General features: G+C 71.0%; 10 protein-coding genes and 1 riboswitch. Of the genes, 8 read left to right on the top strand and 2 right to left on the bottom strand.

Annotated elements, in window-relative coordinates; all coding sequences use genetic code 11:
• The first annotated feature begins 291 nt into the window (after positions 1–291).
• Together ACGFIK_RS17995 and ACGFIK_RS17990 are read left to right on the top strand one after the other, a co-directional pair.
• Positions 292–3,156, top strand: a complete 2,865-nt coding sequence (locus tag ACGFIK_RS17995) for an alpha/beta fold hydrolase (protein ID WP_393340275.1) — start codon at positions 292–294, stop codon at positions 3,154–3,156.
• The gene (locus ACGFIK_RS17990) at positions 3,156–4,079 is read left to right on the top strand and encodes an ABC transporter permease (RefSeq protein WP_393340273.1); all 924 of its coding nucleotides are present in this window, start codon (positions 3,156–3,158) and stop codon (positions 4,077–4,079) included. The genes ACGFIK_RS17995 and ACGFIK_RS17990 overlap by 1 nt, the downstream gene beginning before the upstream one ends.
• A 32-nt stretch (positions 4,080–4,111) precedes the next feature.
• On the opposite strand, the gene ACGFIK_RS17985 is transcribed toward ACGFIK_RS17990, so the two are convergent.
• Complete coding sequence (locus ACGFIK_RS17985) at positions 4,112–4,780, bottom strand: DUF4232 domain-containing protein (RefSeq protein WP_327023859.1); 669 nt, start codon at positions 4,778–4,780, stop codon at positions 4,112–4,114.
• 351 nt (positions 4,781–5,131) lie between these two features.
• Between ACGFIK_RS17985 and ACGFIK_RS17980 the strand changes: the two genes are divergently transcribed.
• The 5 genes from ACGFIK_RS17980 to paaN all read left to right on the top strand — a co-directional run bounded on the left by ACGFIK_RS17980 (position 5,132) and on the right by paaN (position 11,305).
• Complete coding sequence (locus ACGFIK_RS17980; protein ID WP_393340270.1) at positions 5,132–5,581, top strand: DoxX family protein; 450 nt, start codon at positions 5,132–5,134, stop codon at positions 5,579–5,581.
• 180 nt (positions 5,582–5,761) lie between these two features.
• A riboswitch (SAM riboswitch) is annotated at positions 5,762–5,897 on the top strand.
• A gap of 9 nt (positions 5,898–5,906) precedes the next feature.
• Positions 5,907–7,193 carry a threonine synthase gene (gene thrC / locus ACGFIK_RS17975; RefSeq protein ID WP_327023861.1) on the top strand — a complete coding sequence of 429 codons (1,287 nt, stop codon included), beginning with the start codon at positions 5,907–5,909 and terminating at the stop codon, positions 7,191–7,193.
• A gap of 304 nt (positions 7,194–7,497) precedes the next feature.
• Positions 7,498–8,514, top strand: a complete 1,017-nt coding sequence (locus ACGFIK_RS17970) for a GNAT family N-acetyltransferase (protein WP_327023862.1) — start codon at positions 7,498–7,500, stop codon at positions 8,512–8,514.
• 47 nt (positions 8,515–8,561) lie between these two features.
• Complete coding sequence (locus tag ACGFIK_RS17965; RefSeq protein WP_327023863.1) at positions 8,562–9,578, top strand: GNAT family N-acetyltransferase; 1,017 nt, start codon at positions 8,562–8,564, stop codon at positions 9,576–9,578.
• 53 nt (positions 9,579–9,631) lie between these two features.
• Complete coding sequence (gene paaN, locus ACGFIK_RS17960) at positions 9,632–11,305, top strand: phenylacetic acid degradation protein PaaN (RefSeq protein ID WP_327023864.1); 1,674 nt, start codon at positions 9,632–9,634, stop codon at positions 11,303–11,305.
• 187 nt (positions 11,306–11,492) lie between these two features.
• Here paaN and ACGFIK_RS17955 read toward each other — a convergent pair whose 3' ends face one another.
• Entirely contained in the window at positions 11,493–12,023 is a 531-nt protein-coding gene (locus ACGFIK_RS17955) for a GNAT family N-acetyltransferase (protein WP_327023865.1), read from the bottom strand.
• Between the two features lie 213 nt (positions 12,024–12,236).
• Here ACGFIK_RS17955 and ACGFIK_RS17950 point away from each other — a divergent pair, with 213 nt between their 5' ends.
• Entirely contained in the window at positions 12,237–12,440 is a 204-nt protein-coding gene (locus ACGFIK_RS17950) for a cold-shock protein (protein ID WP_013288855.1), read from the top strand.
• Positions 12,441–12,744 lie beyond the last annotated feature (304 nt).

Below are 12,744 nucleotides of genomic sequence, written 5' to 3'. Positions count from 1 at the left end.
CGAACAACGTTGGTGTAGTACCGGCCTCTCGGGTCGGCTTTGCGTCACTTCGGGTGAGGTGACTCAGGCTCACTCAATCGATCACCGTGGGTGCTGCTTTCCTGGTGGATAAGACGTACTTCGATCGGGATTCCGGTGGTAGGTAGGAATTTCCACAATGGGAAGTCGTCCCAAAGGTTGGCCCGATGGACAGTGTGCGGTCGACCCCTCTCGGGTGACGTTCGGCTGAACAGAACGGACGTACGGCGGAACTCAGCTAATACACAGGTTCCGCGCCGTACCGTGTGGCAAATGAAATCGCCGATCTCGGCCGCGCGGTTGCGCAGTGCCCTGCCCACCGGCCGGCGGGCCGTCGCGGCGTCGATCGCCGTGGTCCTGCTGGCCGCCGTCGTGGTCTGGGCCGCCTGGCCGGATCGCCCGGGATTCCGCACCGAGTCCGCGATGCTCACGGTCGCCTCCGGACCGAGCGGCGACGAGCCGGTGGACCTGGACACCACCCTGTACCTGCCGAAGGACGCCGGCCCGGACCGGAAGGTGCCGGCGGTGCTGCTGGCCCACGGCTTCGGCGGCACCAAGAACTCCGTGCGCACGGACGCCGAGGAGTTGGCCGACCGGGGCTACGCGGTGCTGACCTGGACCGCCCGGGGCTTCGGCCGCAGCGGGGGCCAGATCCATCTGGACAACCCCGACTACGAGGTACGCGACGCCCAACGCCTGCTGGACTGGCTGGCCGCCCGGCCGGAGATCCGTACCGACGGCGCCGACGACCCCCGGGTGGGGGTGGTCGGCGGCTCCTACGGCGGCGGCCTGGCGCTGCTGCTGGCCGCCCAGGACCAGCGGGTGGACGCCATCGTCCCGATGATCACCTGGAACGACCTGTCCCGGTCCTTCCTGCCGGAGAGCACCGGCGGGGAACCGACCCAGGGGGTGTTCAAGTCCGGCTGGGCCGGCATCTTCTTCGGCGGCGGCGGGAACGTGGGCTCCGGCCCGGCGGGGATCTCCGGCAACACCGCGGAGGCCCCCGAGGGGGCACCCTCGCCCGGCCCGCCCAGCCCGGCACCCGGGCAGGGCCCCGGCACCGCACCGGGGGCCCCGACCACCGGCACCATCCCGGACCCGGCCTGTGGCCGCTTCGCCCCGGAGGTGTGCGCCGCGTACCTGAGCATCGCGGTCACCGGCCAGGCCGACCAGGCTGCGGTCGACCTGCTGCGCCGGTCCAGCCCGGCCGGGGTGCTGGACCGGATCAAGGCCCCCACCCTGCTGGTGCAGGGGGCGGCGGACACCCTCTTCCCGCTCGGTGAGGCGGACGCCAACGCCCGGGGCATCGCGGCCAACGGCACCCCGGTGCGGGTCGCCTGGTTCACCGGCGGCCACGACGGCGGGGCCGGCCCGCGTACCGACTCCGACCGGGTGAAGTTCCTGACCGCCCAGTGGCTCGACCACTACGTAGCGGGAACGGCCGCCACCCCGGGCGACAGCTTCACCTTCTCCCGGATCGCCGGCTTCGACGCGATGGACCGGGGACTGGTGGCCACCGGCTACCGCACCGCCGACTACCCCGGCCTGAACGGGCAGTCCCGGCAGGAGGTGGCCCTGGCCGGGCCGCCCCAGGCGGTCGCCAACCCGCCGGCCGGCAACCCGGCGGCGATCTCCTCGGTGCCCTTCGCCGGCTCGTTGAGTTCGCTGCTCAGTGGGGTGGCCGCCGACATCCCCGGCCAGCATGCCCGGTTCGACTCCGAGCCGCTGACCGAGGCCGTCGACGTGGTCGGGTCACCCACCGTGCAGATCCGCGCGGCGTCGCCCACCGGCGAGGCCGTGCTCTTCGCCAAGCTCTACGACGTCAACCCGGAGGGAGCGGCCACCCTGCCCAGTGGGCTGATCGCCCCGATCCGGTTGACCGGTCTGCCGACCCAGGTCGCCGAGGCCGCACCGGTGACGGTCACCCTCCCGGCGATCGTGCACCGGGTGGAGGCCGGGCACCGCCTCCGGTTGGTCCTGGCCACCTCGGACCAGGCGTACACCACCCCGGTCGAGCCGACCGTCTACCAGGTGGTCGCCACCGGCCCGGTGAGCCTGCCCACGGTCGACGCCGAACCGATCCCGACCGAGGCGGTGCTCTGGCGCTGGATCCTGGTCGGGCTGCTCGCCACGATCGTGCTGGGGCTCGTCGTGCTCGTGCTGCTGCTGCGCCTGCGGCACCGCCGCCAGGACACCTCCGTGCACCCGGAGTACGCGGACACCCCGCTGGCGGTGCGTCATCTGCGCAAGGAGTACGCCGACGGCTTCGTCGCCGTCTCCGAGGTGGACTTCGAGGTGCACCCCGGTCAGGTGGTCGGCCTGCTGGGGCCCAACGGTGCCGGCAAGACCACCACCCTGCGGGTGCTGATGGGGCTGACCCAGCCGACCGCCGGAGAGATCTACGTCTTCGGTCACCGGCTGGTCCCCGGCTCCCCGGTGCTGTCGCGCATCGGGGCCCTGGTGGAGGGGCCGGGCTTCCTGCCCCACCTGTCCGGGCTGGAGAACCTCAAGGCGTACTGGCGGGCGACCGGGCGGCCGGAGGCCGACGCGCACTTCGACCAGGCGCTGGAGATCGCCGGGCTGGGCTCCTCGGTGCACCGCAAGGTACGCAAGTACAGCCACGGCATGCGCCAGCGGCTGGCCATCGCCCAGGCCATGCTGGGCCTGCCGGAGCTGCTGGTGCTGGACGAGCCAACCGACGGGCTGGACCCGCCCCAGATCGCCGAGATGCGCCGGGTGCTGCAGCGCTACGCCACGGACGGGCGGGCGGTGCTGGTCTCCAGTCACCTGCTCGCCGAGGTGGAGCAGACCTGCACTCATGCCGTGGTGGTCAACAAGGGCCGGATCGTGGCCTCCGGGCCGGTCGAGGAGATCGTCGGTGACTCGCCCAGCGTGCTGTTCGAGGTGAGTGATCCGGCGGCGGCCCGGGAGGTGCTGGCCGATCTCGGCGGGGTGCAAGTGCTCGACGACGCCGACGGGCAGTTGGTGGTCGACACGTTCGGCACCGCCCGCAGCGAGGTGGTGGCCGAGTTGGTCCGGGCCGGGATCGGAGTGGACCGGGTGGTGCCTCGGCGCCGCCTGGAGGACGCCTTCCTCGCTCTGGTGGGGGAGAACTCTCGGGGAAGCGGGGACCGGTGATGGCGGGATCGACTGTCGAACCCACGCACGGCGGGGGCGAGCCCGCGCCGGCCGCCGGCCGGCCGGCGGCCCCCTCGGGGGCCGGGGCCGGTTACCGGCCCTCGCGGACCCTGCCGTTCGTGGCGGAGTTCCGGCGGCAGGCGTCGCGGCGGCGCACCCAGTTGGCCCTCGGCTTCATGGTGCTGCTGCCGCTGATCATCCTGATCGCCTTCCAGTTCGACACCGGAGACGACGACAACGGTCGGGGCGAGTTCGGCAGCCTGGTCTCCTTCGCCACCTCCGGCGGGCTGAACTTCACCCTGTTCACCATCTTCGTGTCCGCCTCCTTCCTGCTGGTCGTGGTGGTGGCGCTGTTCTGCGGTGACACGGTGGCCAGCGAGGCGAGCTGGGGCAGCCTGCGCTACCTGCTGGCGATTCCGGTACCCCGGGCCCGGCTGCTGACCATCAAGCTGCTGGTCGCCCTGACCTACTCGGGGTTGGCGTTGGTGCTGCTGGCCGGCACGGCTCTGCTCATCGGCACCCTGCGGTACGGGTGGTCCCCGCTGCGCAGCACGGTAGCCGCCCAGTTGGAGCCGGGCGAGGGGCTGCTGCGGCTGCTAGCCGTCCTGGGCTACCTGGCGGTGGTCCTGCTGGTCGTCGCCGGCCTGGCGTTCCTGCTGTCGGTGATCACCGACGCCGCGCTGGGTGCGGTGGGCGGCGCGGTGCTGCTGTGGATCCTGTCCAGCATCCTGGACCAGATCACCGCCCTAGGGGCGATCCGCTCCTTCCTGCCCACCCACTACAGCACCGCCTGGCTGGGGCTGCTGTCCACGCCGGTGCAGACGGACGACATCGTCCGGGGTGCGGTCTCCGCTATCTGCTACGCCACCGCCTTCTGGGGTCTGGCCTTCTGGCGGTTCACCCGCAAGGACGTCGTCTCGTAGCGACGCGGCCGGCTCCGGCGCCCGATAGCGGGTCAGGGCAGCGGCACCGCGGTCGGGGTGACCGGCAGGGGAGTCGCCGTCGTGGTGGGGACTGCGGACTGGGATGTGGTCGGGGGGCGCTTCTTCCAGGCGCTCACGCCGACGCGGTTGGTGTTGCCGAGGTCGATCGGCCCCTCGATGGCGACCTCCTGCGTCGGCTGCCCCTCCGCCGGGGCTACCTCCAGCCGCTCCGCGTTGGTGGCGACCACGGTCGGGTCGTCGACCAGGTTGCGCCAGAGCACCGTCGCGCCCGCGGCTTCTCCGGGTGCCAGCGTCAGTGGCCGGGGCGGGAAGTCGAAGCCGGAAGTGATCTCTCTGGCCCCGGGGATCACCCGGACCCTGATCAGATTTCCGTCGTCGTCCAGTAGCCGCAGTTCCGGGTAGCCGTGCAGCCGGTACGGCCGGCTGCCACAGTTGACCAGTTCCAGGGCCATCGCCCGCAGGCCCATCGCCGCACTCACCCCGAGGTAGCTGATCCGGACGCCGTCGGCGGGACAGGGGCCCGGCGAGCCGGCTCCGGCGCTCGGCTCGGTACGCGTCGGCGGGGCGTCGGAGGTGGTGACCGGGGCCGATGGTGGGGCGTCGGTCGTGGCTTGCGCCCCGACACCACCGGAGCCGGGGGCCGGGGCGCACCCCGCGAGCAGGACGAGCGTGGCGAGCACCCCAGCAGCACGACGCCAGGGCAGCGCCCGCCGTCCGCCCGGGTGTCGGATGGTCGTCCCTGGTGATGTCCCCCGTATCCCGCACATCGGGACATCGTTGCACCGAGAGATGTCGGGCGTGGTCCCGACGTCCGGTCGTCGCCATCGCGAAGCACACCGCGCCCGGTAAGGAGATTCCCGTCGAGGCGTTCTTCCGTCGATGGCGAAGACGCTGAGTGATGAGGCAGCGGCCGGAAGTTTCGGTCGCTAGGATGGCATGGGAGCGTTCCCATAGTCAGAGATTGCATCGACAAGTATTTATGGGTTCCGCATTCTGGATGCCACCAACCGATCTACAACGGAGGTATCGGAATGCGTATCGACCGGTTCGGCGGCCCGGCACTGTCCCTGTTCCGCATGGTTGTCGGCCTGCTGTTTCTCTGCCACGGCCTGGCCTCGTTATTCGGCATTTTCGGCGGCAGCCGGGGCACCGGTGAACCTGTGCCGCTGGGCCAGTGGCCCGGCTGGTGGGCGGCCCTGATCCAGGCGCTCTGCGGCGCTCTGGTGCTGGTCGGCCTCTTCACTCGCCCTGCCGCGCTGCTGGCGTCGGGCTCGATGGCGTACGCGTACTTCGTCGTCCACCAGCCCGATGCGCTGCTGCCGCTGCGCAACCACGGCGAGTTGTCAGTGCTGTTCTGCTGGTCGTTCTTGCTGGTCGCGGTGCTCGGCCCGGGCACCTGGGCCCTGGACAACCTGCTGCCCCAACGCGGCACCCGGGCGGTCGGCCTGGACACCAAGGAACGCAGCTCGGTGCCGGCCTGACCCACCGCGCGACAGTCGCGATCATGCGCAAACCTGGATCGGGCGGCATCCGGCGGCGCTGATGCCGCCCGATCCAGGAACGGGTGTGACCTGCGGATCAGTCCGCGATGTCGCTCACAAGCTGGGATTGGCGGGCGACTGAGGCGCTGCTCCTGCCTAGAATCGGCAGCACAACTGCATACCTCATCCAGAGGGGCTGAGGGATACGGCCCGACGACGCCCCGGCAACCACCCCCCGCGCTCACCGTTGAGCGTCCGGCGGGGCAGGTGCCAATTCCGTCCCCGCCGCAGGGTGCGATGTGGGGAAAGATGAGAGGACTTCGACATGACGTCGACGCTCGCCCCCTCCGGCCTAAGCGCCGCCACCAGCCCGGCCCGGGCCCTGATCTGCCGCGCCTGTTCGGCCCGCTACCCCCTGGCTGCCCAGCACGCCTGTTACGAGTGTTTCGGCCCGTTGGAGGTCGACTACGACCCGGCAGCCCTGGCCGCCGTCACCCGCGAGCAGATCGAGGCCGGTCCGCGCAACATCTGGCGGTACGCCGCCCTGCTGCCCGCCGGCCAGGACCCCGCCACCCGGGTGACCCTGGATCCCGGGTTCACCCCCCTGGTGGCCGCCGATCGGCTCGCCGCCGAGCTGGGGATCACCGCCCCGCTGTGGGTCAAGGACGACAGTGCCAACCCCACCCACTCCTTCAAGGACCGGGTGGTGTCGGTGGCCCTGACCGCCGCGAAGTCGCTCGGCTTCTCCCGCTTCGCCTGCGCCTCCACCGGAAACCTGGCCAACTCCGTCGCCGCGCACGCGGCCCGGGTCGGGGCCCCCTCGGTGGTCTTCATCCCCAGCGACCTGGAGCAGGGCAAGGTGGTGACCACGGCCGTCTACGGCGGCGACCTGGTCGCCATCGACGGGTCGTACGACGATGTCAACCGCCTCTGCGGTGAGCTGGTGGAGACCGACGAGTTCGAGGACACCGCCTTTGTCAACGTCAATGTCCGGCCGTACTACGCGGAGGGCTCGAAGACCCTCGGCTACGAGGTTGCCGAACAACTCGGCTGGCGGATTCCCGCCCAGGTGGTCATCCCGATGGCCTCCGGTGAACTGCTCACCAAGATTGACAAGGCCTTCACCGAACTGGTCGAGATCGGGCTGGTCGAGGCGCCCGCCGACGGCTGGAAGGTGTTCGGTGCCCAGTCGGCCGGGTGCAACCCGATCGCCACCGCCCTGCACGCCGACAGCGATGTCATCACCCCGGTCAAGCCGACCGGCATCGCCAAGTCCCTGAACATCGGCGACCCGGCCGCCGGCCTCTACGCCCTGGAGGCGGTCCGCCGTACCGGTGGCTGGATGGAGTACGCCGACGACGAGGAGATCCGGGCCGGGGTGCGGCTGTTGGCGCGTACCACCGGGGTCTTCGCGGAGACGGCCGGCGGGGTGACGGTCGCCGTGCTGCGCAAGCTCGTCGAGTCCGGCCGGCTGGACCCGACCGCCGAGACGGTGGTGTTCAACACCGGGGAAGGGCTGAAGACCCTCGACGCGGTGGCCGGTGAGGTGGGCCCGACCCATCGAATCAAGCCCTCCCTACGGGCCGCCCGCGACGCCGGGCTGCTCGGCTGAGCGGATCCCCGCAATGATCAGGGGATATGGCGCTGCCGTCCGGAAATGATCAAGCGGTATCGCCGAAGATCGAATTAGAATCGCGTTTCTTCGAAAATGCGGGAAACACCCTGCCGAGGACTTGACGGCGGGAACCCGGCGGCGGAAGATGCTCCGTGCGGGAGGGCGTTTCGCCGTAGACTTTTAGTCTGTACGACCCAACGCCGGAGGCGTTGTGCGATCGACCCTCCCGACCAAGCTTTCGAACGGGCCAGCGAGAAAAATTCGCTGGCCCGTTTCTCTTGCTATCGCGCAGGCTCCCGACATGACCCTCGCCATCGCGCCCTTCGGTGCCGACGACACCCCGGCCACCGAGCAGGCGTACGCGATCGACGCCGCCGCCGCCGCGGTCGACCTGCCGGACCTGCCCTGCTGCCGGCAACGGTTCTTCGCCATGATCCGACACCCGATGCCGGGCAACCGGTCGGTGCGCCTGCTGGCCCACCTAGACGGTGCCCCCGCCGGCTATCTGCTGCTGGACCTGCCGCAGTTGGACAACACCGAGAACGCCTCCGCCAACCTGGTCGTGCACCCGGCGTACCGCCGTCGGGGGGTGGGTCGCGCGCTGCTGGACCGGGGCCTCGACCTGCTCCGCGAGCGGGGCCGGGTGCGGGTGAGCGCGATGAGCCGGGCGCACCCGCCCGGCCAGCCGGAGCAGCCCTCGCCCGCTGCGGCCTTCGCGGCCACCGTCGGGGCGACGGACGCCCTGGTCGACATCCGGCGGCGACTGGAGGTGCGCCGACTCGACCAGGGCCGGCTCGACTCGCTGCTGGTCGAGGCCCGGACCCGGGCAGCCGGGTACGAACTGGTGTTCTGGCAGGGGGATACGCCCCAGGAGTACCTGGCCGAGGTGGCGTACCTGGATGGTCGGCTGTTGTCCGACGCCCCGATGGGCGACCTGGCCTGGGAACCGGAGCAGGTCGACGCCGAGCGGGTGCGCGCCACCGACCGGGCGATAGCGGCCCGGGGGCGACGGCGCTACCACGCCGGTGTCCGCCACCGCGCGACCGGGCGGCTGATCGCCTGGACCCTGCTGGAGGTGACCGCCTCCGCACCCTGGCACGCCTTCCAGCAGATCACCATCGTGGATCCCGATCATCGCGGGCACCGGCTGGGACTGCTAGCCAAGATCGAGAACTTGCGGCACCTGCTGGCCCACGAGCCGGACCTTAGGGTCATCGACACCTTCAACGCGGACAGCAACGAGCACATGATCGCGATCAACGAGCAGCTCGGCTTCCGGGTGTGCGACAGGTGGAGCAACTGGCAGCTGTCGGTGTGAGGAAAACCGGTGGCGGGGGCCGGGCGGTGACGGGCAGGCTCGCGGCCATGGACATCGCCGTAGCCCCGTTCGACCCCTCCGACGAGGCGGCGCTGGACGACGCGTACCGGATCCGCGCGGCGGCCCAGGCGGTCGACACCCCGGATGTCCCGGCCGGTGACCGGGCCGAGTTCGGCCTGGTGGCGGCCCACCCGCCGTACGGCAACCTGATCCATCGCGCGCTGGCCCGGCGGGGCGGGGCGGCCGTCGGATATCTGTGGCTGCGCCTGCCGCAGTTGGACAACACCGGCAACGTCCTCGTCGAGCTGTTCGTCGACCCTGCCCACCGGCGGCGCGGGGTGGGCCGGGCCCTGCTGGCCCACGCCCGGGAGGTGGCCGTCCGGCACGGCCGCAAACGCCTGATCGCCGAGGTCGACGGGGTGCCGCCGGGAGAGGACCGGCAGCCGCCCGGTGCGGCCTTCGCGGTGGCGGTAGGCGCCCAGGCCGCCCTGCCGATGGTGCGGCGTCGGCTGGACACCACCCGGCTCGACGAGGCGGCGCTGGCCGCCCTGCACGAGCAGGCCCGGTCCCGGGCCGCCGGTTACCGCACGATCGCGTGGCGTGGCCTGGCCCCCGAGGAGTACCTGGCCGATGTGGCCCGACTGGAGGCCCGGCTGCTCGTCGACGCCCCCACCGGCGACCTCACCATGGAGGCGGAGCGGGTGGACGCCGAGCGGATCCGCCAGATCGAGCGGTTCCAGGCGCTGCGCGGTCGGCGGCGCTACCACCTGGGGGCGGTGCACGAGCAGACCGGGCGGCTGGTCGCCTGGACGATGGTCCAGACCGGCCCGTTCACGAACTGGCACGGCTCGCAGGAGATCACCATCGTCGACCCGGCGCACCGTGGGCGCCGCCTGGGTCTGCTGGTGAAGATCGAGAACCTGCGTCAGGTGCTGGCCCGGGAGCCGGAGCTACGGGTGATCGACACCTGGAACGCGGCGGTCAACGACCACATGGTCAGCATCAACGAACAGCTCGGCTACCGGGTGGCCGAGAGCGCTGCGGACTGGCAGTTGACCCTCTGAGTTTGTGACAGCCCTCTACTGATCGCAGGGCTTCCTGTTGCATGATGGCGGGCATGACGGACACCCCGCACCCCCACTACGACAGGCACGCCGAAACCCTCAACCGCGCGCTGACCGCGATCACCGAGCGGGGGTACTGGTCCGCCTACCCGGAATCCCCCAGCCCCCGGGTGTACGGCGAGACTGCGGCGGCCGACGGCAAGGCCGCCTTCGAGGCGTACCTGGGCGGGAACTTCCCGCTGGACCAGCCCACCGACGGGCAGTGGATCGCCACCGAGACCAGCCCCTACGGGGTCGAGCTGAACGTGGCCTACCCGCACGCCACCGCCGACCAGTTGGTCGCCGCCGCCTCGGCCGCGCTGCCCGCCTGGCGCGACGCCGGACCGCAGACCCGGGTCGGGGTCTGCCTGGAGATCCTCGCCCGGCTGCACCAGCACGTCTTCGAGCTGGCCAACTCGGTGCAGTTCACCAGCGGCCAGGCCTTCGTGATGGCCTTCCAGGCCGGTGGCGCCCACGCCCTGGACCGGGCCCTGGAGGCGGTCGCCTACTCCTACGCCGAGATGACCCGGCACCCGGGTACCGCCGGCTGGGAGAAGGCCGCCGGCAAGGGCGACCCCCTGCGGATGACCAAGACCTTCCACGTGGTGCCCCGGGGCGTCGCCCTGGTCATCGGCTGCAACACCTTCCCGACCTGGAACTCCTACCCGGGTCTGTTCGCCTCCCTGGCCACCGGCAACCCGGTGATCGTCAAGCCGCACCCGCGGGCCGTGCTGCCGCTGGCCATCACCGTCCGGTACGCCCGCGAGGTGCTCGCCGAGGCCGGCTTCGACCCGAACCTGGTGCTGCTGGCGCCCGAGGCCGCCGACGAGAAGCTGGCCACCACCCTGGCCCTGCACCCGGCCGTGAAGATCGTCGACTTCACCGGCTCCACCGCGTACGGCGACTGGCTGGAAGCCAACGCCCGGCAGGCCGCCGTCTACACCGAGAAGGCCGGCCTGAACACGGTCGTCATCGACTCCACGGACGACTTCGTCGGCCTGTGCCGCAACCTCGGCTTCACCCTCGTCCTCTACAGCGGCCAGATGTGCACCACCTCGCAGAACATCCTCATCCCCCGGGACGGGATCGAGACCGACCAGGGGCACAAGAGCTTCGACGAGGTGGCCGCCGGCATCGCCGCCGCTGTCGGAAAGTTGACCGCCGACCCCGCCCGGGGTGTCGAGCTGACCGGTGCGATCGTCAACGACGGCGTACTGGAGCGGCTGGAGGAGGTAGCCAAGGTCGGCGAGGCGGTGTTGGAGTCGCGCACCGTCGAGCACCCCGCCTACCCGGGCGCGGTAGTGCGTACGCCGACGATCGTCAAGCTGGACGCCGGTGACACCGCGACCTACTCGCGGGAGTGGTTCGGGCCGATCTCCTTCGCCATCGCCACCGACTCCACCGCCCACAGCCTGGAGATCCTGCGCTCGACCGTGGGGGAGAAGGGTGCCCTGACGGCGGCGGTGTACTCCACCGACGAGGCCGTGCTGGCCGCAGCCGAGAACGCCGCGATCGAGGTCGGGGTGCACCTGTCGGCCAACCTCACCCGCGGGGTCTTCGTCAACCAGTCGGCGGCCTTCTCCGACTTCCACGGCAGCGGAGCGAACGCGGCGGCCAATGCGGCGTTGACCGATGGGGCTTACGTGGCGAATCGGTTCCGGATTGTGCAGAGTCGTCGGCACGTTTGAGTAGTTGCGGCCTAGTGGTTGCGGTGGGGGGTTCCGGGGCAGCCCGACCCGCACCGGGCGGTCAGGCTTGATCCCTGGCGGGTCGGGCTGCCCCGGAACCCCTGCCTGGTTGGGCTGCGTCCGGCGGTGTCGGGTTTTTGCGGAACCGCTCTCGGATTGTGGGGCGGTTGGTGGTGTCGGGTTCTTTTCAGGCGGGGCGGCGCATTTGGAGTTCTCTTAGGGTGGGGATGGTGGGGTGCGGGACGCGTACGCCGGTGTCCACGAAGCCCAGTCGCTGGTAGGCCCGATAGGCGCGGTCGTTGCCGACCACCACTTCGAGCATCAGTTCGTCGCGTCGTTCGGCGCGTGACCAGGTAGCCACGGCCGCGACCAGATCCGCCAGCAGGCCGGTGCCGCGCCAGGCCGGGGTGACGTAGATGGCGTAGAGCAGGGTGACCCGGGGCTCTGCGGGGTGGGCTATGCCGCCGGCCTGCCCGACCAGACGATCGCCCGGATCGGCGATGAACTGGGCGTTGGTGGGGCCCGTGGAGGTCTGGCGGATCCGGGCCGCGTACTCGGCGTGCGGGCGGGCGGCTGCCTCGGCGAGGGTCTCCAGGAAGGCCAGCGGCGAGTCGGCGAGCATCTCCAGACGCAGCGCACGCATCCGGCCGGCATCGGTGGGTCGGACCCGCCGCACCTCGGTCCGCAGGCGGGCCACCCCGCCCGAAGCGCTGATCATGTCCGCATACCTATCACAATGACAGGCGACGATGTGGCTACTTGGATTATGCCCGATTTGCGGTCGTGCGCCGTCGTCACGCTTCGTGTACCGTGCGATTTCGGTCACCCTATTCCGTGGTCGTCGATGACCGCCGAGTGGGTGAGTTTCCGGGTGATCCGGCGTGCCGCCGGCCCCGGGTAGTGGAACGCCGCGCAGAGTGAGGACAACACCGTGGCACAGGGCACCGTGAAGTGGTTCAACGCCGAAAAGGGCTACGGCTTCATCGCCGTCGACGGCGGGCAGGACGTATTCGTCCACTTCTCCGCGATCGAGATGGACGGCTACAAGGCGCTGGACGACGGCCAGCGGGTGGAGTTCGAGATCGCCCAGGGCCAGAAGGGGCCCCAGGCCGAGCGGGTACGCGTCATCGCCTGAGTGCATCCCCACCGAAGCCGGCAGACCGCCGGCACGGGTGCGTGGTCGCGGCCGGAGGGGGGCTGCGGGACGGATACCTCACAAGGGAAGATCATGGACCGGATCCAGCTGTCGCTGAGGAGGGTTCATGTCCGACCAGCCACCCCCGGCAGGTCCGCCGCATTCGTCGCCTGAGGAACCGGCGCCGTCTGTCGGCGCCTCCGGTTGGCAGCCCACCGACCCGACCACGCCGGCCTCGCCGTCGGCGGATCCGGCCGGAAGTGGCCCGCTGTCGCCACCGCCCTCTGGTGAGTCCGGCCCGCCG

The sequence above is a fragment of the Micromonospora sp. NPDC048871 genome (assembly GCF_043198155.1).
Taxonomy (GTDB): Bacteria; Actinomycetota; Actinomycetes; order Mycobacteriales; family Micromonosporaceae; genus Micromonospora.
This window is presented reverse-complemented; position numbering and strand designations above follow the sequence as displayed.

Bases quoted from the DNA above. Each gene is read 5' to 3' on its own strand.
- ACGFIK_RS17995 (WP_393340275.1), top strand. From the start codon at position 292: ATGAAATCGCCGATCTCGGCCGCGCGGTTGCGCAGTGCCCTGCCCACC.
- ACGFIK_RS17990 (WP_393340273.1), top strand. From the start codon at position 3,156: ATGGCGGGATCGACTGTCGAACCCACGCACGGCGGGGGCGAGCCCGCG.
- ACGFIK_RS17980 (WP_393340270.1), top strand. From the start codon at position 5,132: ATGCGTATCGACCGGTTCGGCGGCCCGGCACTGTCCCTGTTCCGCATG.
- thrC (WP_327023861.1), top strand. From the start codon at position 5,907: ATGACGTCGACGCTCGCCCCCTCCGGCCTAAGCGCCGCCACCAGCCCG.
- ACGFIK_RS17970 (WP_327023862.1), top strand. From the start codon at position 7,498: ATGACCCTCGCCATCGCGCCCTTCGGTGCCGACGACACCCCGGCCACC.
- ACGFIK_RS17965 (WP_327023863.1), top strand. From the start codon at position 8,562: ATGGACATCGCCGTAGCCCCGTTCGACCCCTCCGACGAGGCGGCGCTG.
- paaN (WP_327023864.1), top strand. From the start codon at position 9,632: ATGACGGACACCCCGCACCCCCACTACGACAGGCACGCCGAAACCCTC.
- ACGFIK_RS17955 (WP_327023865.1), bottom strand. From the start codon at position 12,023: ATGATCAGCGCTTCGGGCGGGGTGGCCCGCCTGCGGACCGAGGTGCGG.